16 protein-coding genes are annotated in these 20965 nt (G+C 59.9%); 10 read left to right on the top strand and 6 right to left on the bottom strand.

Annotated elements, in window-relative coordinates; translation table 11 throughout:
• The first annotated feature begins 397 nt into the window (after positions 1 to 397).
• Positions 398 to 1924 (top strand): glycerol-3-phosphate dehydrogenase, encoded by a 1527-nt coding sequence (glpD, locus tag ACIPY9_RS06525; protein ID WP_400698260.1) that lies wholly within the window; start codon positions 398 to 400, stop codon positions 1922 to 1924.
• 75 nt (positions 1925 to 1999) lie between these two features.
• On the opposite strand, the gene ACIPY9_RS06520 is transcribed toward glpD, so the two are convergent.
• Together ACIPY9_RS06520 and ACIPY9_RS06515 are read right to left on the bottom strand one after the other, a co-directional pair.
• Positions 2000 to 2824 carry an ABC transporter ATP-binding protein gene (locus tag ACIPY9_RS06520; RefSeq protein ID WP_400698257.1) on the bottom strand — a complete coding sequence of 275 codons (825 nt, stop codon included), beginning with the start codon at positions 2822 to 2824 and terminating at the stop codon, positions 2000 to 2002.
• Positions 2821 to 4419 carry an ABC transporter permease gene (locus ACIPY9_RS06515; protein ID WP_400698254.1) on the bottom strand — a complete coding sequence of 533 codons (1599 nt, stop codon included), beginning with the start codon at positions 4417 to 4419 and terminating at the stop codon, positions 2821 to 2823. The genes ACIPY9_RS06520 and ACIPY9_RS06515 overlap by 4 nt, the downstream gene beginning before the upstream one ends.
• A 294-nt stretch (positions 4420 to 4713) precedes the next feature.
• Here ACIPY9_RS06515 and ACIPY9_RS06510 point away from each other — a divergent pair, with 294 nt between their 5' ends.
• Complete coding sequence (locus ACIPY9_RS06510) at positions 4714 to 5694, top strand: ABC transporter substrate-binding protein (protein ID WP_400698251.1); 981 nt, start codon at positions 4714 to 4716, stop codon at positions 5692 to 5694.
• A gap of 80 nt (positions 5695 to 5774) precedes the next feature.
• On the opposite strand, the gene ACIPY9_RS06505 is transcribed toward ACIPY9_RS06510, so the two are convergent.
• Positions 5775 to 6677: a LysR family transcriptional regulator gene (locus tag ACIPY9_RS06505; RefSeq protein WP_400698247.1), complete on the bottom strand. Its 903-nt coding sequence runs from the start codon at positions 6675 to 6677 to the stop codon at positions 5775 to 5777.
• A 147-nt stretch (positions 6678 to 6824) separates the two neighbouring features.
• On the opposite strand from ACIPY9_RS06505, the gene ACIPY9_RS06500 reads away from it, so the two are divergent.
• A complete protein-coding gene (locus tag ACIPY9_RS06500; RefSeq protein WP_400698245.1) occupies positions 6825 to 7730 on the top strand; it encodes a TauD/TfdA dioxygenase family protein in 906 nt (301 codons plus the stop codon).
• 33 nt (positions 7731 to 7763) lie between these two features.
• Here the strand turns inward: ACIPY9_RS06500 and ACIPY9_RS06495 are convergent, their stop codons facing one another.
• From ACIPY9_RS06495 to ACIPY9_RS06485, 3 genes are all read right to left on the bottom strand, one after another.
• A complete protein-coding gene (locus ACIPY9_RS06495; protein WP_400698243.1) occupies positions 7764 to 9368 on the bottom strand; it encodes an alkaline phosphatase family protein in 1605 nt (534 codons plus the stop codon).
• An 18-nt stretch (positions 9369 to 9386) separates the two neighbouring features.
• Positions 9387 to 10451, bottom strand: a complete 1065-nt coding sequence (locus ACIPY9_RS06490; protein ID WP_400698240.1) for an ABC transporter substrate-binding protein — start codon at positions 10449 to 10451, stop codon at positions 9387 to 9389.
• A 113-nt stretch (positions 10452 to 10564) separates the two neighbouring features.
• Complete coding sequence (locus ACIPY9_RS06485; RefSeq protein WP_400698238.1) at positions 10565 to 11515, bottom strand: LysR family transcriptional regulator; 951 nt, start codon at positions 11513 to 11515, stop codon at positions 10565 to 10567.
• Between the two features lie 140 nt (positions 11516 to 11655).
• Here ACIPY9_RS06485 and ACIPY9_RS06480 point away from each other — a divergent pair, with 140 nt between their 5' ends.
• From ACIPY9_RS06480 to ACIPY9_RS06450, 7 genes are all read left to right on the top strand, one after another.
• Positions 11656 to 14022: a TonB-dependent receptor gene (locus ACIPY9_RS06480; RefSeq protein ID WP_400698237.1), complete on the top strand. Its 2367-nt coding sequence runs from the start codon at positions 11656 to 11658 to the stop codon at positions 14020 to 14022.
• Between the two features lie 26 nt (positions 14023 to 14048).
• Positions 14049 to 15389 (top strand): aryl-sulfate sulfotransferase, encoded by a 1341-nt coding sequence (locus ACIPY9_RS06475; protein ID WP_400698235.1) that lies wholly within the window; start codon positions 14049 to 14051, stop codon positions 15387 to 15389.
• 342 nt (positions 15390 to 15731) lie between these two features.
• On the top strand, positions 15732 to 16646 hold the full coding sequence (locus tag ACIPY9_RS06470; RefSeq protein ID WP_400698232.1) for a glutamate/aspartate ABC transporter substrate-binding protein: 915 nt from the start codon (positions 15732 to 15734) through the stop codon (positions 16644 to 16646).
• A gap of 190 nt (positions 16647 to 16836) precedes the next feature.
• A complete protein-coding gene (locus tag ACIPY9_RS06465; RefSeq protein ID WP_400698229.1) occupies positions 16837 to 17583 on the top strand; it encodes an amino acid ABC transporter permease in 747 nt (248 codons plus the stop codon).
• Entirely contained in the window at positions 17580 to 18248 is a 669-nt protein-coding gene (locus ACIPY9_RS06460) for an amino acid ABC transporter permease (RefSeq protein WP_400698337.1), read from the top strand. Before ACIPY9_RS06465 ends, ACIPY9_RS06460 begins: the two co-directional genes overlap by 4 nt.
• The gene (locus ACIPY9_RS06455; protein WP_400698226.1) at positions 18245 to 18979 is read left to right on the top strand and encodes an amino acid ABC transporter ATP-binding protein; all 735 of its coding nucleotides are present in this window, start codon (positions 18245 to 18247) and stop codon (positions 18977 to 18979) included. Before ACIPY9_RS06460 ends, ACIPY9_RS06455 begins: the two co-directional genes overlap by 4 nt.
• 76 nt (positions 18980 to 19055) lie before the next feature.
• Positions 19056 to 20951 (top strand): ATP-binding protein, encoded by a 1896-nt coding sequence (locus tag ACIPY9_RS06450; RefSeq protein WP_400698224.1) that lies wholly within the window; start codon positions 19056 to 19058, stop codon positions 20949 to 20951.
• The last annotated feature ends 14 nt before the right edge of the window (positions 20952 to 20965 follow it).

Here is a 20965-nt window from a genome sequence, read left to right as displayed (position 1 = left end):
GGTGGCCGTGCGCTTGGCGTCTCTGGACGCACCGGTTTGCCCATTAACCGGTTCTACCAACCTGCGTACGGCCGCCCCCCACCTAGCGCATTGCCTAAGATCTGCAGCGGTGCGCCATGAAGATGATTGTTCGGCCTTTCGCGAATGAATTCGCTCCTACCGGCTGCCGGAGGGGGCTTGCCCGCGACGGCTCAAGACGGGCTCTGCCAAAGCATTCTCCTTCGCAAAACTGTCCTACGATGTTCGATTTTGTTCCTTTCCTCTCCCCACCATCAGTATTCTCAATAAATACCGACTGGCAGCCGCTTGTTTCTTGCGCTATGATTTTCACAAACGAACATTAATGTTCAATTTCGCCTTTCATGCGTTACTCAAGAATTGTCCAGGAGGCCACCCCATGCCCCACTCCAGCGCGTCAGCACCATCGCTTTCCGAGGTCTACGACATTGCCGTGATCGGTGGTGGCATCAACGGTGTCGGGATTGCTGCCGATGCTTCGGGCCGTGGCCTGTCGGTTTTCCTGTGTGAAAAGGACGATCTGGCCAGCCATACCTCGTCGGCCAGCAGCAAGCTGATCCACGGTGGGCTGCGCTACCTGGAGCACTACGAGTTTCGACTGGTCAGAGAGGCACTGGCCGAGCGTGAAGTCCTGCTGGCCAAGGCACCGCATATCGTCAAGCCGATGCGTTTCGTCTTGCCGCATCGCCCTCATCTGCGTCCGGCCTGGATGATTCGCGCAGGCATGTTCCTGTATGACAATCTGGGCAAGCGCGAAAAACTGCCTGCCTCGCGCAGCCTGCGTTTCGGTGCAGACAGCCCGCTCACCCCGTCCATCACCCGTGGCTTTGAATACTCCGACTGCTGGGTCGATGACGCACGGCTGGTGGTGCTCAATGCCATGGCCGCTCGGGAAAAGGGCGCGCACATTCACACCCGCACCCGTTGCCTGAGTGCCCGTCGCGTGAAAGGCATGTGGCATCTGGAGATGGAGCGCGTCGACGGCACGCTGTTTTCGGTGCAGGCCAAGGCGCTGGTCAATGCTGCCGGCCCTTGGGTCGCGAAGTTCATTCGCGAAGACCTGAAACTGGATTCGCCATACGGCATCCGCCTGATCCAGGGCAGCCACCTGATCGTGCCAAGGCTTTATGAAGGGGAAAACGCCTTCATTCTGCAGAACGAAGACAAGCGCATCGTGTTCACCATTCCGTACTTGGATAAATTCACCATCGTCGGCACTACCGACCGCGAATACCAAGGCGACCCGGCCAAGGTGCAGATCACTGAAGGCGAAATGGATTACATGCTGAAAGTGGCCAACGACCACTTCAAGAAACAGCTGAGCCGCGACGACGTATTGCACACTTATTCGGGCGTACGCCCGCTGTGCAACGACGAATCGGATAACCCGTCGGCCATCACCCGCGACTACACCTTGTCACTGTCCGGCGGCGAGAACGAAGCGCCGATTCTTTCGGTGTTCGGCGGCAAGCTGACCACGTATCGCAAGCTGGCCGAATCGGCGATGGCGCAACTGGCCCCCTTCTTCACACAGATGAAACCGAGCTGGACCGCCAAGGCCGCGCTGCCGGGTGCAGAGCAGATGACTACCCCGCAAGCCTTGGCCAGCGAGCTGAGCCAGCGCTTCCCCTGGCTGCCGATTTCGATCGCGCAGCGCTGGTCCATCACCTACGGCAGCCGTAGCTGGCAGTTGATGGACGGCGTGACCAGCCTGGAAGACATGGGCGAACACCTGGGCGCTGGCCTGTATGCCCGCGAGGTGGATTACCTGTGTGCCAACGAATGGGCCACCAACGCCGAAGACATTCTGTGGCGTCGCAGCAAGCTGGGGTTGTTCACCACACAGGAAGAACAGGCCAGGGTTCAGGGGTATCTGGAAGCCGCCGAGCGTAACAAGGCGGCCTGATACGCCAGAGGGGCCTTTTCGCGAATGAATTCCGTGTAGGAGCGAATTCATTCGCGAATTGCCACTCCCCATCCCTTAACAGGCAATGAACGCCGCCGGCAGGTTGCGGATCTGCTCCGGTTCGCGCAGCACGTAATGATCGTCACTGGTCAGTTCATGCAGCAGCTCTTCACGCAATTGGTGAAACTCGAAACTGCTGCGCTGGCGCGGATGCGGCAGTTTGATGTCCACGATGCGCTTGATACGGCCCGGCCGCGGTTCCATGACCACCACCCGGTCAGCCAGAAAGATCGCCTCTTCCACATCATGAGTCACCAGCACCGTGGTGATTCTGGCCCGTTCGCGGATGGCCAGCAGTTCGTCCTGCATCTGTTGGCGAGTCAGCGCATCCAGCGCACCAAAAGGCTCATCCAGCAGCAGAATGCGCGGGCTCGCCACCAGCCCGCGGGCAATCGCCACACGCTGAGCCATGCCGCCTGAAAGTTGATGCGGATAAGCGCGGGTAAAATCCTTGAGACCGACCAGTTGAATGAAATCGGCCACCCGCTGGCGGCGTTCCTTGAGCTCAAGCCCTTCGTTGACCAGGCCCAGTTCGATGTTTTCCTCGACGGTGAGCCAGGGAAACAGGCGATGCTCCTGAAAGACAATTCCCCGCTCGCAGCCAATGCCGCTGACCGGTTTGCCATCGACCTGGATTTCACCGCGAAACTCGGTATCCAGCCCGATCAACAAGCGCAGTAACGTGGACTTGCCGCAACCACTGGAACCGACAATGGCAATGAACTCGCCTTCCGCGACCTGCAGGTTGAACTCGCGAATCGCTTCCACATCACCATGGCCGGTCTGGAACACCTTGCCCACATGGTTGAAGTTGACGATGGATGGGGTCAGGGCTGTCATGCATGCCTCCAGCGCGTAGCCCGCGCTTCAATGCGTTGTCCGGTTTCGTTGAGTACCGCGCCCGTCAGGCCCACCAGCAGCATGCCGCTCATGATGATGTCCATGCGCAGCAGTTGTTGGGCACCGATCATCAGACTGCCGATGCCGCCATTGGAGGGCATGAAATACTCGGCGCCGATGGTGCCCAGCCAGGCATAGATCAGGCTCAGACGCAGACCGGCAAAGATGCCCGGCGCGGCACCCGGCAGTATCAGACGGCTCAAGCGTTGCCACAGGCTCAGGCGCAATACCTGAGCCGCTTCCCTCAGTTGCGGCGACAGGTTGGCAACGCTGCGCTGGGTTGCGATGAACAACGGAAAAAAGGCCGCCAGCCCGACGAACACCCACTTGGCCGGCTCACCCAACCCGAACCAGGCAGTGATCAACGGCACCCAGGCGAAGATGGCGACTTGCCTGAACGCAGCCAGTGTCGGCCCCAGAAAACGCTCCAGTGGTTGCGACAGACCAAGCAGCAAGCCCAGAGAGAACCCCAGCGAACCACCCAGCAAAAGCCCGCCCAGCGCCCGGCTCAGGCTCAGCCCCATCGCCTGTGGCAACGAACCATCCAGCAAACCGGCCCAGAGAGTTTCCAGCACCAGCAGCGGTGAAACGAGGATATTGGCGTTCACCCAGCCCCATTGACTGGCGGATTGCCAAAGCAGCAGCAAGGCCAGGGGCAGAATCCAGGGTACGACGCGATCGACACCTTGCGCCGGTGCGCGGCCACGAAACTCGGCGGTCGCGGCATGGGGCCAGAACACCCATTTTCGATCCGCGAAACCGATCCCGCGATCCATCAACACACCCATCACACCAATCACGACGATGCAGACAAACACGATATCGAGCATGAACAGTTGCCGCGCCCACACCATCAGATAGCCAATGCCCTCACTCGATGCCAGCAACTCGACGGCCAGCAAGGAGGACCAGCCGGAGGCCAGTGCCAGCCGTACACCGGCCATGAACGAGGGCAAGGCCGCCGGGAGAATCAAGCGGCGGATCAGCAAGTGAAGTGGCAAACGCAGCACGGCGGCAGCCTCGCGCAAGCGGGGTTGGGCATCACGAACACCGATCAGGGTGTGCAGGGTCACGGGGACAATCACCGCCTTGATCAGCACCACCAGCTTGAGGAGTTCGCCAATGCCGAACAGGACCATGAACAGCGGAATCCACGCCAGAGTCGGCACTTGCGCGAGTGAGCTGAACGTCGGCAGGATCAGCCGCTCCGCGCGGCGACTGAACCCCAGCCACGCCCCCAGCACCGCGCCCGCCGAAATACCGGCCAGCAATCCCCAGAACAGACGTTGCAGGCTGATCCACAGGTTGCCGGGCAGATCGGTCGTCGCCAGCTCCAGCGCGCTTTGCCAGACCAGTGCCGGTGTCGGCAGGATTTGCTCGCTCATCCAGTGATTGTTGCTGGCCACCCACCAGAGCAGCGCCAGTGCGAACGGCAGATACCACGCCAGCAGAAACTGCCTGAACACAGGCGCGACAGCCCATCGCCGGGTAGGCGTGGCGGATGCGGAAAGGGTGAGGAGGGAGTCACGCGCCATATCAGAACTCCGCTGTCGGCTGCTGCATAAAGGCTATTTGCATATTCATATCCGATCTATCAGATACGACATGAATTCCATAAAGAGATAAGTCCTCCCATTTAAGAGTGGATGCAGGCCAGACATCCAATGCATTTAAAGAATACTTTTCTTGCAAGAAATGCATGCCGTGCCGCGTCCCCCTTGGCACATTGCTTATTCCATAAAGCGATTAAATCTATCCTTAATATTATTTATGGGGTGATGCGAAGCTGTGTCTGACTAACGGTTCACCGTGAACCCTCAGGACAGCCCATGAAAAAGCTCTTCACCTCTCTGGCCTTTGGCTGCGCTTTGGCCCTGACCACCTTCGCCAGCCATGCCGCCGACCTCAAGGAAATCCGTATCGCCGTGCCGGACCTCAGCGCCGGTACCGGCAACAGCGGAGGCGGCGTGGTGGACGTACTGCGCAGTCAGCAGGTCTACGAAAAGGCCTTCGCCGATCAGGGCATCAAGATCCAGTGGCTGTTCTTCAAGGGCGCTGGCCCGGTCATCAACGAAGCCTTTGCCAATGGTCAGGTGGACCTGGCCTACCTTGGGGATCTGGCAGCCATCATCGGCAAATCCAACGGCCTCGATACCCGTCTGCTCAGTGCGTCTGCACGCGGCATCAAGCATTATCTGGCCGTGGTGCCGGGCTCTGGGATCAAGACCCTGCAAGACCTTAAAGGCAAACGAGTTGCTGTATTCCGCGGCACGGCCAGCCAACTGTCTTTCGATACCGCGCTGGCCAGTCAGGGATTGAACGAGAAAGACCTGAAAATCATCAACCTGGACTTCAACGCCGCACTGGCAGCATTGGCCGCCAAACAGATCGACGCCACTTGGGCGCTCTCGGGCCTGACGGCGCTGGAAGCCAAAGGTCTGGCAGAACTGCCCCTCAGCTCCAAGGATCTGGGCGGCGCAGGCAATATCCAGGGCGTGTTAATCGCTGATGGCGCTTTCGTCGATGCCCATCCGGAAGCCATCGCCCGCCTGCTCAAGGCACAGGAACAAGCCACACACTGGCTGACCGACGAAGCCAATAAACAGGCCTACATCGACCTGGTGTCCGGCTATGCGAGCTATCCGGCGGCCATCATGGAAAAAGACCTGCGCACGGAAAAAATGAGCGTCCTCTTTCCTTCGCAGCTCGACCCGCAGTTTCTCGCGGCCTTGCAGGCTTCGGTGGATATCGCCGCCAGAGAGCGGTTGATTCGCAGGCCGTTCAAGGTAAGTGAGTGGGTGCAGCAGTAATGACCCCTTCGCGAATGAATTCGCTCCTACATATATCGGTGGGAGCGGATTTATTCGCGAAAGCAGTACACGGTTGGGAGTCAGGCCCCATCCACCTCCAGAATCATCTCGATCATCGCCCGCGCCGCGGGTGACAACCTGAAACCTGCGCGGCTGACGATGCCGTAGCGGGCGCTCAGGCTGTCGAGCTGGCTGGGCAGGTTGCGCCAGTGCAGACGGGCCAGGGTGCCGTTGGCGATGTCTTGCTCCAGTGCCTCTTCGGGGCCGATGCCGATGACGTTCGAGCCTTGCACGATTTTCATCAGCACCGGGAAGTGTGCGGTTTCGATGTGCAGGGTGAAGTCGGAGCGACCGCTGAGGTTGGCCAGCCCCTTGCGGATGCCCGGCGGGATCAGCGTGGCACCCAGCGGATAATCGAACATGTCATTGGTGGACAGACTTTCCTTGCTCAGCAACGGGTGCCCTGCCCTGCAAAAGAACAGACCACGACGGGCCTTCAGGGGACGGGTCTGGAAGTTGGGGTCGGCCTCGAACTGGCGAGTGTCGGCCACAAAAAATTCGATTTCCTCACGGGCCAGGCTGCGCCCCAGTTTTTCCCAGTTGTTCACTTCCAGGTAAGTGCGCACCTTGGGATGAGCGTCGATGAACCGGGACATCGCGTCAGGGATCAGCCGCATGGCGGGTGCCGGTCCGGAGCCGAAGCGTATTTCACCGGCATCGAGCTTGGTCATCTGCGCCACTTCACTGCTCAGCAGCGCCGCCCCTTGCACCAGCCGCAAGGCATGCTGCAACACCACGTGGCCCTCGGGCGTGGGACGCAGGTCCTTGTTGCCGCGTTCGACCAGTACACAACCGAACTCCTGCTCCAGCCCCTGAATGCTGCGGCTGAACGCCGGCTGGGTAATCCCCATGGCGTCTGCCGCACGCACGAAACTGCGGTGCTCGTTCAGTGCGATGAAGTAGCGTAATTGGCGCAGATCCATATGCATTCCAGGCATTTGAAAATGAGGCCAAAGGTATTGGCCGTGCAGGTGGGTTGAGGTTTTAAATGCAAGCTCTTATGCCGTCAACGAACAAAACAAACATCAAATAGACCTTTTGATTCTAACGATAGATAAAGAGGATTTGCCATGAGCCAGGCTGCATTTGCTGTACAACCCACCGCCCTGACGCTGGACATTCAACCGGTCGCAGGCCGGATCGGCGCACAGGTCAACGGCATCACATTGAGCGCGGAGCTGGATGCCGCCACGGTGGACGCCCTGCAAGCGGCGCTGCTGCAGTACAAAGTGCTGTTCTTTCGTGGCCAGCATCATCTGGACGACCAGAGCCAGGAAGCCTTTGCCAGGTTGCTGGGCGAGCCGATTGCGCACCCGACGGTTCCGGTGCGTGACGGGACTCGTTACCTGATGCAGTTGAGTGGCGCTGACGGTCAGCGCGCCAATTCCTGGCACACCGATGTCACGTTCGTGGACGCTTACCCCAAGGCCTCGATCCTGCGTTCGGTGATCGCGCCCGCCTCGGGCGGCGATACGGTCTGGGCCAATACCGCCGCGGCCTATAACGACCTGACACCCGAGATCCGAGAGCTGGCCGACAAGCTCTGGGCCTTGCACAGCAACGAATATGATTACGCCGGAATCAAGCCGGGCGTGACCTCGGAAAAGCTTGAGCAATACCGCAAGGTCTTCTCCTCCACCGTGTATGAAACCGAACATCCGGTGGTGCGGGTTCACCCCATCAGCGGTGAGCGCAGTCTGCTGCTCGGCCACTTCGTCAAACGCATCAAGGGTTATTCGACCGGCGACTCCGCTCACCTCTTCAACCTGCTGCAAAGCCATGTCACGCGCCTGGAAAACACTGTGCGCTGGCGTTGGGCAGCGGGTGACGTGGCGATCTGGGATAACCGCTCGACCCAGCATTACGCGGTGGACGACTACGGTCAGCAGGAACGTATCGTGCGCCGCGTCACCCTCAAGGGCGAAGTGCCTTTCGGTGTTGCCGGGCAGCAGAGCGTGACCGTCAAGGGTGCCTGAAGCGTTCGCGGGCGCTCACACGTCCGCGATGTTTCACCAGACGCCGATCAGTACCAGCTTGTCTTCCTCCGGTTCGCCATAACGGAACCGCTTCCCGCGCAGATCGATCTCCTCGTTGCTGATCGTGGTGCGTCGTTTCAGCCCCCGTAACCAATCGAACAGGTAGCTCTGATGCTGCTCGCGTACCTGAGCGAACGCAGGATCGGCCCCCAGGTCATGAAGCTCATGAGGATCATTTTCCAGATCGAACAACTGCGGCCGGAAGCCATCGTAAGCCAGGTATTTGAAGCGCTCGCTGCGCACCATGTACATGCGGCAACGGTCGATCGGTTGTCCTAGGCGCTCACGGGCCGGGGCCTGGAATGCATAGTCATATTCGGAAATCGCGAACTGACGCCATTGAGGTTGCTGACCGTGCAGCAGCGGAATCAGTGAACGGCCTTCAAGGCGATGCCCGGCAGCAGGCAACCCCAGTGCCTCGAGAAAGGTCGGCAAGGCATCGATGGTTTCCACCAGACGCTCATCGACACGACCACGGGTCACGTCGGCCTCCGGGCGTGGGTCACGTACGATCAGCGGCACGCCCACGGCAGGTTCCAGAAGAAACTCCTTTTCGCCCAGATAGTGGTCACCCAGGAAATCACCATGGTCACTGGTGAAGACGATCAGGGTGTCGTCCCAGCGGCCTGTGTTCTGCATTACATCGAACAGCCGCCCGAGCTGATCGTCGATCTGCTTGATCAGCCCCATGTAGGTCGGAATGACATTCAGGCGCACTTCATCGCGGGAAAAATTGCGACTCTCCTCATGCTCGCGAAAGGCGCCATACACCGGGTGATCGCTTTCCTTTCCCGGCTCGGGACGAATTGCCGGGACCACATGCTCGTGGCCATACAACGCGTGGTAAGGCGCCGACGCGATGTAAGGCCAGTGCGGTTTGATGTACGACAGGTGCAGGCACCAGGGTTGCTCGCCCTGCTCCGCCATGAAGTCGATGGCGCGGTCGGTGGTGTAGACCGTTTCCGAGTGCTGCTCGGCAATACGTGCAGGCAAGTGGGAATGACGCATTTTCCAGCCGCTGAGGATTTCACCGCTCTCGCCTTCGGCGGCATTGGCCCAGTCGTGCCAGGGGTTGAGACCGTCAAAGCCCAGGCTGCGCAAGTGATGGGTGTAGGGCGCACTTTCACGCTTGTCAGCGAACACCGGATCGTCCGGGAAGATACCGTCATGGCGAAAAAAGGCCTCAAAGCCGACTTCATTCAGGTTCTCGGCTTGAGCGCTGTCGGGGTCCATCGCCAGCCGTTGCTGGGCATCCAGATTGGGCGTGGCGTGTGTCTTGCCGACCAGCGCAGTACGAATCCCGGCCGGACGCAGGTAATCGCCGAGGGTGAGTTCATCCAGCGGCAGCGGCACCGAGTTCCAGGCCACCTGGTGGCTGCTGACATAACGGCCCGTGTAGGCCGACATCCGCGACGGCCCGCAAATGGTGCCCTGGGTGTAAGCCCGAGCGAAGCGTACGCCCGCCTGCGCCAGACGGTCGATGTTCGGCGTGTGCAGATGCGGATGCCCATAGCACGACAGGTAGTCACGGCGCAGTTGGTCGCACATGATGTACAGCACGTTCTTGATTGCAGTCATGAGAAGTTACCTGTCAGGTCAGAGCGCATTGCCAGCGGCATCGAAGGCGGGCCAGAAACCGGTCAGTTTCTGTTGTTGCAAAGCGGTGTCGACGAATCGTGGCTCGAACCACTCCGCCACCTGGAATGTGCGTCGGATCAACCCCAGAGCTCTGGCCTGATCGACACTGTCTTGCAGGGTAGACTTCAGAAACGGATCGAGGCGCGGCGAGTTGCGGAACTTCAGGTCATCGCCTTTCAATTCCCGCTCGAACAAGGCCGCGGGCGTGGAGCTTCTTTCTCCCATCAGGGCACTGTAGGCCGGAAGATTCTGAGCATCGCTCAGCCAGACCGCATTCTTGACCAGCACATTGATCAGCCGCTGGGTCAGGTCTGGATGCTGATCGATGAACGCCTGGGTACCGATCAAACCGGCCTGGGTGGTGGACTGACGGGAAAGCTGCTTGGTGCTGACCGGGAACTGAATGCCCTTGCTCTCAAGGCCCAGCACGCCCATGCCCGACCACGTCGCATCGATCTGCCCACTGGCCAATGCGGCTCTGGCGGCGGCCCAGTCCAGGCTGATGATTTGCAGATCACGTTCTTTCAGGCCCTGACTTTCCAGCGCACGGGCAAAGGAAAGCTGATCCGCCGTACCGCGATAGACCGCGACACGCTTGCCCTTGAGGTCGGTCAGTTGTGCAATGCCCGCTTGTGGCGCCACCGCCAGATACATGTTGGCCCCGCGCGCGCCCAGCAGCAGACGGGTCTGCAAACCGCTGGAACGGCCGATGATCGCCGCCAGATCCCCCAGCCATGCGAAATCCAGTTGCTGATTGGCCAGCGCTTCATTGACCGCCGGCCCCGCGCCCTTGAAGAAGTGCCACTGCACTTTTACTCCGGAAGCGGCGAACTCCTGCTCAAGTTGTTGCCGGATATGCGCCAGCCCCACCACGCCTTGTATGAACGGCTGGCTTCCAGCGCCTTGATCCGGCGAGCCGATGCGAATGGTCACGCCCTCATCGCTGGCCTGGGCATGGCCCAGAAGCCCCGCGAGAAGCACGCCCATCAAAGGCTTGAAGAGATGTTTCAGAGATCTGCTCATGGTTCGGTCCGTTGATGTACAGGCTAATGGCGGCTATTTCGCGATTCGCGCAGCCATTCCTCAAGTGCATTTGCTGAATAGTTGATATGCAAGGCGTGCATACCGCGACCGCATTACACCGCCAGGCTGGTCAGCAGCGATTCGTGAGCGGCGTCTTCTGCCTGATCGACCTTCTTGATCTCTTCGATCATGGCCTGAGCCAGCGGCGATAACCGATAACCGGCCCGGCTGACGATGCCATAGCGTGTGTACAGCTCTTCGCAATGCTCATCGAGGCCCTCGATGCGCAGGCGTACCAGTTCCTGTCTGGCGTAATACAACGCATCGCTGTACGACCCCGCGATACCGATAGCGTCGGAGTTCATCACCACGGCCAGCAGGCTGAAGGTGTTCTCGCACTCGACGTTGGGGGCGAAATCCGGCTGGCCGCTCAGGTCGGCCATCACTTTGCGCAGGTTTGGTGGCCGAAGGGTCGCGGCCAGCGGGAAGCTCAACAATTCACTGGCCGTCACGCTCTCCTGCTGTGCCAGCGGATGCCCGGCCCGGCAGCAGAAATGCCACTTGCGCGGCCGCAGCTTGTGAGTCACGTAACTGGGGTCGGCCTCGAACTGTCGGGTGTCGGCCACAAAGAACTCAAACTCTTCATTGAGCAGCCGCTTGCCCAGGCTCTGCCAGTCATCCACCAGAAAATGCACCCGCGCCTTGGGCAGACGGCCAATGAAACTGCCGATCGCACGAGGCACCAGCCCCGACGCCGGAGCCGGCCCACACCCAAAGCGCAGCTCGCCTGCTTCCAATGCATTGAACTGGCTGATCTCACTGGTCAGTTGCCGGGCACCGCTGACCAGCCGCCGCGCATGTTCAAGCACCACCTGGCCTTGCTGGGTGGGCGACAGATCCTTGCTGACCCGATCGACCAATTGGCAGCCGACGCTGTGCTCCAGCGCCTGGATGCTGCGGCTGAACGCGGATTGCGACAGGTTCACCGCCGCTGCCGCGGCGACAAAGCTTCGATGCTCGGCCAGAGCGATCAGGTGACGGAGTTGGCGAAGGTCGATATGCATTTTTCACATAAAAAGTATCGGGCAAATGCATTTGCTCTGCCTCGGTAGCACTCCTTATAAAGGCAATCTCTTATTCGGTAAAACTTTATAAATACATATTCAAATAACCAAAAAGAATATTGCGTCACAGGAGCCGTGCCATGAACATTCCACAATCCGCCATTCCCATCGCTGCCGGACAGCTCAAGCGCTTGCCCCTCGCGTTGCTGCTGGCGGGGTGCGCCGGCTTTTCGCTTGCCCATGCCGCCGAGGCCCCGGCCACCAACAGCACAGTCGCACCGACGACCGGTGCAAGCACGGATGACACACGCCTCAAGACCGTAACGGTCACGACACGACGCCGCGAAGAAAGCTCACAGAACGTGCCCACGCCAATCAGTGTCCTGGATGGCACCGCGCTGGAGAGTCAGCGGGTGTACCAGATCCAGGACCTGCAACAACTGGTGCCGAGCCTGAACGTGGCTTACATGCACGCCCGTCAGTCGAGCGTTTCCATCCGCGGGCTGGGCAATAACCCGGCCAGCGACGGCCTGGAAGGCAGCGTGGGGTTGTACATCGATAACGTTTATCTGGGCCGCCCCGGCATGGCGGTGTTCGACCTCATGGACATCGAACAACTGGAAGTGCTGCGCGGCCCGCAAGGGACGCTGTTCGGCAAGAACACCACCGCCGGGGTCCTGAATATCAACACCCGCGCCCCCGGTTTCACCCCGGAGCGCAGTATCGAGACGTCCATCGGCGAGCGCGGTTACTTCCAGACCAAGGGCACGATTTCCGGCCCGCTCAATGACCAGCTGGCCGGACGTTTCTCCGCCTATCGCAGCCGCAGCGATGGCGATCTGGATAACGAATACAACGGACACAAGCTGGGCGGCGGCTCACGGGAAGGCTTTCGCGGGCAGTTGCTGTTCAAGCCCAACGAAGACTTCAGCCTGCGCTGGATTGGCGACTACAACGAGGAAAGCTCCAGCGCGGGAACACGTGCGCTGTTCAGCACCGGGCCGACCATCAACGGCGTCAATCGCTATGAAAGCCGCGCCGCCGCCGCAGGTGCCACGCTGGTGGATGGCTCGCACCGCAAGGTCAACCTCAACAGCGATCAACGGGTCACCGTGCATCAGGGCGGCACCTCCCTGGAAGCGAACTGGAAGCTGGCCAACGATTTCACCCTGACCTCCGTGAGTTCCTATCGCTGGTGGAATTTCACCCCGCGCAACGATGACGGCCTCAATGCTTCGGCGTCCTACAACGGCGGTGTGTCGGTGGAAGATAAACAGTGGTCCCAGGAATTCCGCCTGGCGTCCCCGACCGGCGGTTTCTTCGATTACGTCCTCGGCGCCTATTACTTCGGCTCGGACCTGGATAACAAGTCATTCACGAACTATGGCCCGCAGGCCGATATCTGGAACGGCACACCCAGCGGCGCCCTGGCCGACGTCAACAGCCTGGGCAAAGGCCATATCGAAACCAACAGCTTCGCCCTCTTCGCCCAGGGCACCTGGCATCTGACGCCCAAACTGGACTTCACCGCCGGTGTTCGCGGCACTTACGAAGAGAAGAATGCCTGGGTGCAACGCGATGCGCCGCAAGGTGGCACGACGGTTACCGGCGCCGCACTGACGGCACGCAATGCACGGACAGGCGCCTATGACTCGGGCGACCTTAACCAGTACACCGCCAGCCCTTCGGGTCTGCTCAACCTGAGCTACCACTTCACCGACGACCTGCTGGGTTACGCCACTCTCTCCCACGGCGAAAAATCCGGCGGGGTCAATCTGGCGGTCGGCACCGCACCGACAGCCGGTGCCGACTCTCTGTTGATCGGCACCGAACGCGCCAACAACGCGGAACTGGGGCTGAAAAGCACCCTCTGGGATCGTCGCCTGCAGCTCAACGCCAACCTGTTCTGGACTCAGGTCAACGGTTACCAGACCAATGCCTATGACAACGCCAACCGGGTCCAGTACCTGACCAACGCCGGCACCGTGCGCTCACGCGGCCTGGAGCTGGAAAGCATCATTCTTCCCATCCGTGGGCTGACGCTGAACATCAACGGCTCCTACAACGACGTGCGTTACACCTCTTATAAGGATGCGCCTTGCCCGCCAGAAGTCAGCCTTCAGGCCGGTGCTCCTGCCTCGTGCGACTTGAGCGGTCATCAGGTGGTTGGTGCATCCAAATACATCGCCAACCTCAACGGCGAGTACAAATGGGACCTGGACAGCGGCCTGCAAGAGTACGTCACAGCCAGCTATGCCTTCCGCTCCAAGGCCGTGGGCACGGTTGAAGACTCCGATTACGCGCAGATCCCCAGCTACGCCGTCGTTAACCTCAGCACCGGCTTGCGCGGCGATCTCGGCCAAGGCCAGTGGGATGTCTCGCTGTGGCTGAAGAATGCCTTCGACAAGACCTATTACACGACCCTGTGGAGCGAACCCAACGGCGGCTATGGCGGCCTGCTGGGCACGCCACGCACCCTGGGCATGACAGCACGTTATGACTTTTGATTTGCCGACCTGACTGGAGCCGAACCATGACCTTATCAACCTCTGCCTGGCTGGCTGCGGCGGTGTCCGCGCTTAGCCTCACCGTCCAGGCTGCGCCGAGCGTCTACCCCACGGGCGTCACCCTTTACGATCCCGCCAGGGCGTACAACCAATACGTGATCTTTTCGGGCGCAGACAAGCAAACCCACTTGATCGACATGAACGGCAACGAAGTGAAACGCTGGCCTTACAAGGGCTTCCCGTCTGCAATCATCGATCCGCAACGGGTGGGGGGCGAACGGGGCCGCGTGTTCCTGCAACTCTCGGAAAAGGCCCCGGGCAAGCTCGGCTCGGCAGGCAATGGCCTGAGCAATCAGAGCGTCGGTGAACTGGACTGGAACGGTCAGGTCGTCTGGCAGTGGGGCGACAAGGCACCCGGTGGCGCGGCTCAGCAACACCATGACCTGCGTCGACTGAGCAATGGTAATACGCTGGTGCTGGCCAATCAGGTGCATAAGGTCGCCGGTTTCAAAGTGCCCGAGGTGATCGATGACGTGATCTACGAGGTCTCGCCCTCAGGCGAAGTGAAATGGAAATGGCTGGCCAGCGAACACCTCAAGGAATTCGGCTTCAGCACTGAGCAGTTGAAGCTGGTGCATGCCAGCGAAAACCCCGACTACCTGCACCTCAATAACCTGAGCCCCGTCGGCCCCAACAAATGGTTCGATGCGGGCGATAAACGCTTCCATCCCGATAACCTGCTGGTGGATTCGCGCAACGCCAACTTCATCGCGATCATCGACAAGACCAGTGGCAAGGTCGTCTGGCGTCTCGGGCCCAATCTGCCGGTCATCAACCCCAGGACCGCACAGCAGGTGCCACGCCCTGTCGATCAGTTCGTCGGCCAGCATGACGCGCATATCATCCCCGCAGGCCTGCCGGGCGCGGGTAACCTGCTGGTCTTCGACAATCAAGGCAGCGCGGGCTATCCCTCCGTGCCTCTGGGGCTCATCAGCGGCTCTCGCATCCTGGAAATCGACCCCGTTACCCGTCAGGTCGTCTGGCAATACACCGCGGCCAGTTCCAGGCAGCCGGGCTGGGCGTTCTACAGCTCGTTCATCAGCAGCGCCCGACGCTTGCCCAATGGCAATACCCTGATCGATGAAGGCATGAACGGTCGTTTCTTCCAGGTCACCCATCAGGGAGAAATCGTCTGGGAGTATGTCAGCCCGTATACGGGCAAGGCTCCGTCAGGAGACGCCGTCAGCAATTGGGTCTACCGCGCACTGCCGGTCGATTACGACTGGGTACCCGCCGGCACACCTCGCACAGAGGAAGCCGTGAATCTGTCGGCAGGCACAGTGAAGACGGTCGGCAACAACCACTGACGGGCACTCGCTCCACATGACCTCCTGAAACCGTTGCCTGGGTGCAACGGTTTTCATCTATATGCACCTCCCCCTCCATTCGGTTTTCCGAACGCACCACCCGAGCGGGTTCGGCAAGCCGGACGCCATCCGGCTTGAAACACCATGAAACAAGCATTTAACCCCTTATAAATCAGCAGGTTAACCAAGTGTCCAGCCTTTGGCATGACTCCTGCTCTACACTCCTTGTCGATAGCTTCGACTGTAGCTATGTCTGGCTAGGGTTTTGTCGAAGCATTCACTGAAGAATCGGGTCCTGTAGCAATGGCCCTATGAATAAAAAACGAATTCGAGGATTCATCGATGCGTATCGTTCCCCAGTTGTTGGGCGCAGCAATCACTGCCGCTCTGATTAGCACTCCAGTTTTCGCAGCCGAATTGACCGGCACACTGAAGAAGATCAAAGAGTCGGGCACCATCACCCTCGGTCACCGTGACGCTTCCATCCCGTTTTCCTACATCGCCGATGCTTCTGGAATTCCGGTTGGCTACTCCCACGATATTCAGTTGAAAATCGTCGAAGCCATCAAGAAAGACCTGGACATGCCTGACCTGAAGGTCAAGTACAACCTGGTCACTTCCCAGACCCGCATCCCGCTGGTACAGAACGGCACCGTTGACGTGGAATGCGGTTCGACCACCAACAACGTCGAGCGCCAGCAGCAAGTGGACTTCTCGGTCGGCATCTTCGAGATCGGTACACGCCTGCTGTCCAAGAAAGACTCCAGCTACAAAGACTTCGATGACCTCAAAGGCAAGAACGTCGTGACCACCGCCGGTACCACTTCCGAGCGGATCCTCAAGGCGATGAACGCCGACAAGCAAATGGGCATGAACGTCATCTCCGCCAAAGACCACGGCGAATCCTTCCAGATGCTCGAATCCGGTCGCGCCGTTGCCTTCATGATGGACGACGCCTTGCTGGCCGGTGAAATGGCCAAGGCCAAGAAGCCTGACGACTGGGCTGTGACCGGCACCGCTCAATCCTATGAAATCTATGGCTGCATGGTCCGCAAGGGCGATGCACCGTTCAAGAAGGCCGTGGATGACGCCATCGTAGCGACCTACAAGTCCGGCGAAATCAACACCATCTACAACAAGTGGTTCCAGTCGCCGATCCCGCCAAAAGGCCTGAACCTGCAGTTCCCGATGAGCGAAGAGCTGAAAAAACTGATCTCCGAGCCGACCGACAAGGCCGCCGAAGACAAGAAAGCCTGAGCAGCCGACTCACCGTGAACCTGCGGTGTCCCGAGCAGGCCCAGGCCTGTTCGGGAGCCGATCATCACTCACTGTAGCCAGACAATGAACGCCGGGACGGAGTCTGAAGGCGTGTCGGGGTACACAAGGGCTCGAACGGATTCATGCGAGACGGGTGCGTGCATTTCGACAACAAGAGGGGGAGACCCTGATGAATTACAACTGGGACTGGGGCGTATTCTTCAAGTCCACCGGCGTGGGTAGCGAAACCTACCTGGACTGGTTCATTTCCGGTCTGGGCTGGACCATCGCCATCGCCGTGGTCGCCTGGATCATCGCCTTGATACTGGGTTCCATACTCGGTGTCATGCGTACGGTGCCCAACCGTCTGGTAGCCGGCATCGCCACGGTATACGTGGAAATCTTCCGTAATGTGCCACTGCTGGTGCAGCTGTTCATCTGGTACTTCCTGGTACCCGATCTGCTGCCGGAGAACCTGCAGGAGTGGTACAAGCAAGACCTCAACCCGACGACCTCGGCCTTTCTGAGCGTCGTGGTCTGCCTGGGTCTGTTTACCGCCGCGCGGGTCTGCGAACAAGTCCGTACCGGCATCCAGGCACTGCCTCGTGGCCAGGAATCCGCGGCCCGCGCCATGGGTTTCAAGCTGCCTCAGATCTACTGGAACGTGCTGCTGCCACAGGCCTACCGGATCATCATTCCGCCACTCACCTCCGAATTCCTGAACGTGTTCAAGAACTCTTCGGTGGCGTCGCTGATCGGCCTGATGGAGCTGCTGGCTCAAACCAAACAGACCGCCGAGTTTTCCGCGAACCTGTTCGAGGCATTCACGCTGGCCACCCTGATCTACTTCACCCTGAACATGAGCCTGATGTTGCTGATGCGTCTGGTCGAGAAGAAAGTCGCCGTGCCGGGCCTGATCTCCGTGGGGGGTAAATAATGGACTTCAATGGAATCGTTCCCGCCATTCCAGGCCTCTGGAACGGCATGATCATGACCTTGAAACTGATGGCCCTGGGCGTCGTTGGCGGCCTGGTCATCGGGACCCTGCTGGCACTGATGCGTCTGTCGTCGAACAAGATACTGGCCAATGTGGCCGGTGCCTATGTGAACTACTTCCGTTCGATCCCGCTGCTGCTGGTCATCACCTGGTTCTATCTGGCGGTGCCGTTCGTACTGCGCTGGATCACGGGCGAAGACACACCTATCGGTGCGTTCACCTCCTGCGTCGTGGCGTTCATGATGTTCGAGGCAGCCTACTTCTGCGAAATCGTGCGGGCCGGTGTGCAGTCCATCTCCAAAGGTCAGATGGGTGCCGCCAAGGCGCTGGGCATGACTTACGGGCAAATGATGCGCCTGATCATCCTGCCCCAGGCGTTCCGCAAGATGACCCCGCTGCTGCTGCAACAGAGCATCATCCTGTTTCAGGACACCTCTCTGGTGTACACGGTCGGTCTGGTGGACTTCCTCAACGCCTCCCGCGCCAGTGGCGACATCATCGGTCGCGCCAATGAATTCCTGATCTTTGCCGGTCTGGTGTATTTCACGATCAGCTTTGCCGCCTCTCTGCTGGTGAAGCGTCTGCAAAAAAGGTTTGCCATATGATTTCCATCAAGAACGTCAACAAGTGGTATGGGGACTTCCAGGTACTGACCAATTGCAGCACCGAGGTCAGCAAGGGTGAAGTGGTCGTGGTCTGCGGCCCGTCCGGCTCCGGCAAATCGACCCTGATCAAATGCGTGAACGCCCTGGAACCCTTCCAGGAAGGCGACATCGTCGTCGATGGCACCTCGATCTCCAATCCGAAGACCGATCTGCCGAAACTGCGTTCGCGTGTCGGCATGGTGTTCCAGCACTTCGAGCTGTTCCCGCACCTGAGCATCGTGGAAAACCTGACCATCGCACAGATCAAGGTGCTGGGCCGCAGCAAGGCCGAAGCCACCGAGAAAGGCCTGAAACTGCTGGACCGTGTCGGCCTGTCCGCCCACGCCCACAAGCATCCGGGCCAGCTTTCCGGCGGTCAGCAGCAGCGTGTAGCGATTGCCCGCGCACTGGCGATGGACCCGGTGGTCATGCTGTTCGACGAACCGACCTCCGCCCTGGACCCTGAAATGGTCAACGAAGTGCTCGACGTGATGGTGCAACTGGCCAACGAAGGCATGACCATGATGTGCGTGACCCATGAAATGGGCTTCGCGCGCAAAGTGGCCAATCGGGTGATCTTCATGGACAAGGGGCAGATCGTCGAAGACTGCGCCAAGGAAGAGTTCTTCGGGGACGTGAACGCACGCTCCGAACGCGCCCAGCAATTCCTCGCCAAAATCCTTCAGCACTAAGCAATACCGTTCACTGCTCATGCCCGGCGCTTTCAGCTCCGGGTATGGGCAGCTGTTCGCCTCAGGACGACTTGTGATGAAATGCGACCCCACTCTTTATAGCGCTGCGCCGCCATCACTCGCCGTGAAACCCCGTCTGATACGCCAACTGTTTCTACCCCCCCTGATTCTCATGCTGATGATAGGACTGGGCTACGCCGCCTATCTGGTCAGCGAAAACCGTGGCATCAAAAACCTCAGTGAAAATGGCGAACGCCAGCTGGAGCTGCATGCCCGTACGGTCGAAAGCGAAATCAACAAATACACCTACTTGCCCAGTGTGCTGGAGCTTGAGTCCAGCGTTTCGCAACTGCTGAAGAACCCGACGCCCGACCTCCAGGGCAAGGTCAACAGCTACCTGGAAGGCCTCAATCGTCGCAGCCGCAGCCGGGCCATTTACGTCATGGACACCACCGGGCGGGTGCTGGCCACCAGCAACTGGCGGGACAGTGACAGCTATCAGGGCGAAGACCTGTCATTCCGTGCCTACTTTCAGGATGCCGTGCGCGGCCTGCCCGGTCGCTTCTACGGGATCGGCACCACCGTCGGTGAGTCCGGCTATTACCTGGCCCATGGGCTGGAAGAACGTGGCCGCATCATCGGCGTCGCCGTCATCAAGGTACGACTCGAAGCCCTCGAAGAGCGCTGGCAGCGGGCACGCATGGAGGCCTTCGTCAGCGATGAAAACGGCATCATCATCCTGTCCAGCGACCCGGCACGCCGTCTCAAATCGGTTCGCCCGCTGAACCCGACCATCAAGGAGCGCCTGGCGCGCAGCCTGCAATATTACTGGTGGCCCCTGAACGAACTGGTGCCACTGGAACGTGAAACCCTGGCCGAAGGCGTCGAGAAACTCACCTTCCCCGCCAATGTCAGCGTCGATCGCGAACACACCCAGGTCAGCTATCTCGCACAGAGTCGGCAATTGAGCGATACGCCCTGGCACCTGACCCTGCTCACTCCGCTTGAGGACTTGCGCCGCGAAGCTGCCAACCAGGGCATGCTGGTCGCCGTGGCCTGCGCATTGGTGGCTTTCTTCCTGATCGCCTGGAACGAGCGGCGCAAGGTGATTTCCACCCGGCTGGCGGCACGTGAGGCCTTGCAGGCCGCCAACGACGAACTGGAACGCAAGATCGCGGAACGCACCGAGCACTTGCGCGCCAGCAACGAACGCCTCAAGGCACAGATTCGCGAACGCCGACAGGCCGAAGACACGCTGCGCAAGGCTCAGGATGAACTGGTACAGGCCGGCAAGCTGGCCGCCATCGGGCAGATGTCCACCAGCATCGCCCACGAACTGAACCAACCGCTGGCCGCCTTGCGGACCTTGTCCGGCAACACCGTTCGCTTCCTTGAGCGCGGCGCTCTGGACACCGCCAGCACCAACCTGCGGACCATCAACGATCTGGTGGACCGCATGGGCCGCATCACCGCCAGCCTTCGGGCCTTTGCCCGACGCGGCAACGATCAGGGCCAGGCGCAATTGAGCAAGGCAGTCGATGCGGCGCTGCAACTGTTGAGCGCCCGGCTGGAACACTTTTCCCTGACGCTGCATCAGGACTTCATCGATGCCGGACTGATGATCGATCAGACGCGCCTGGAGCAGATTCTGGTCAACCTGATCGGTAATGCCCTGGACGCGATGCAGGCCCAGCCACTGCCCGAGCTGTGGCTTGAAGGCGAGATTGTCGGGGATCGCTACCGTTTGCGCGTACGCGACAACGGCCACGGTATCGACGACGAGGCCCGCAAGCATTTGTTCGAGCCGTTTTTCACCACCAAGCCCGGCGAACAGGGGTTGGGCCTTGGCCTGACGCTGTCCGCCAGCCTCGCTGCGGCGGCGGGTGGCAGCCTGAGTGCGGAGTATCCGGCAGGCGGGACGACCTTTGTGTTGACGCTGCCGTTGACCAGGGATGAGGAGCAGGATTCATGAAGGCTTTCCTGTGT

The sequence above is a fragment of the Pseudomonas sp. NPDC089734 genome, from assembly GCF_044748865.1.
In the GTDB taxonomy this organism is placed as follows: domain Bacteria; phylum Pseudomonadota; class Gammaproteobacteria; order Pseudomonadales; family Pseudomonadaceae; genus Aquipseudomonas.
Note: the sequence above shows the minus strand (reverse complement) of the source record. Positions and strands in the feature narration are given on the sequence as shown.

Bases quoted from the DNA above. Each gene is read 5' to 3' on its own strand.
- ACIPY9_RS06470 (WP_400698232.1), top strand. From the start codon at position 15,732: ATGCGTATCGTTCCCCAGTTGTTGGGCGCAGCAATCACTGCCGCTCTG.
- ACIPY9_RS06485 (WP_400698238.1), bottom strand. From the start codon at position 11,515: ATGCATATCGACCTTCGCCAACTCCGTCACCTGATCGCTCTGGCCGAG.
- ACIPY9_RS06520 (WP_400698257.1), bottom strand. From the start codon at position 2,824: ATGACAGCCCTGACCCCATCCATCGTCAACTTCAACCATGTGGGCAAG.
- ACIPY9_RS06455 (WP_400698226.1), top strand. From the start codon at position 18,245: ATGATTTCCATCAAGAACGTCAACAAGTGGTATGGGGACTTCCAGGTA.
- ACIPY9_RS06450 (WP_400698224.1), top strand. From the start codon at position 19,056: ATGAAATGCGACCCCACTCTTTATAGCGCTGCGCCGCCATCACTCGCC.
- ACIPY9_RS06505 (WP_400698247.1), bottom strand. From the start codon at position 6,677: ATGGATCTGCGCCAATTACGCTACTTCATCGCACTGAACGAGCACCGC.
- ACIPY9_RS06510 (WP_400698251.1), top strand. From the start codon at position 4,714: ATGAAAAAGCTCTTCACCTCTCTGGCCTTTGGCTGCGCTTTGGCCCTG.
- ACIPY9_RS06490 (WP_400698240.1), bottom strand. From the start codon at position 10,451: ATGAGCAGATCTCTGAAACATCTCTTCAAGCCTTTGATGGGCGTGCTT.
- ACIPY9_RS06515 (WP_400698254.1), bottom strand. From the start codon at position 4,419: ATGGCGCGTGACTCCCTCCTCACCCTTTCCGCATCCGCCACGCCTACC.
- ACIPY9_RS06500 (WP_400698245.1), top strand. From the start codon at position 6,825: ATGAGCCAGGCTGCATTTGCTGTACAACCCACCGCCCTGACGCTGGAC.
- ACIPY9_RS06475 (WP_400698235.1), top strand. From the start codon at position 14,049: ATGACCTTATCAACCTCTGCCTGGCTGGCTGCGGCGGTGTCCGCGCTT.
- ACIPY9_RS06480 (WP_400698237.1), top strand. From the start codon at position 11,656: ATGAACATTCCACAATCCGCCATTCCCATCGCTGCCGGACAGCTCAAG.
- glpD (WP_400698260.1), top strand. From the start codon at position 398: ATGCCCCACTCCAGCGCGTCAGCACCATCGCTTTCCGAGGTCTACGAC.
- ACIPY9_RS06495 (WP_400698243.1), bottom strand. From the start codon at position 9,368: ATGACTGCAATCAAGAACGTGCTGTACATCATGTGCGACCAACTGCGC.
- ACIPY9_RS06465 (WP_400698229.1), top strand. From the start codon at position 16,837: ATGAATTACAACTGGGACTGGGGCGTATTCTTCAAGTCCACCGGCGTG.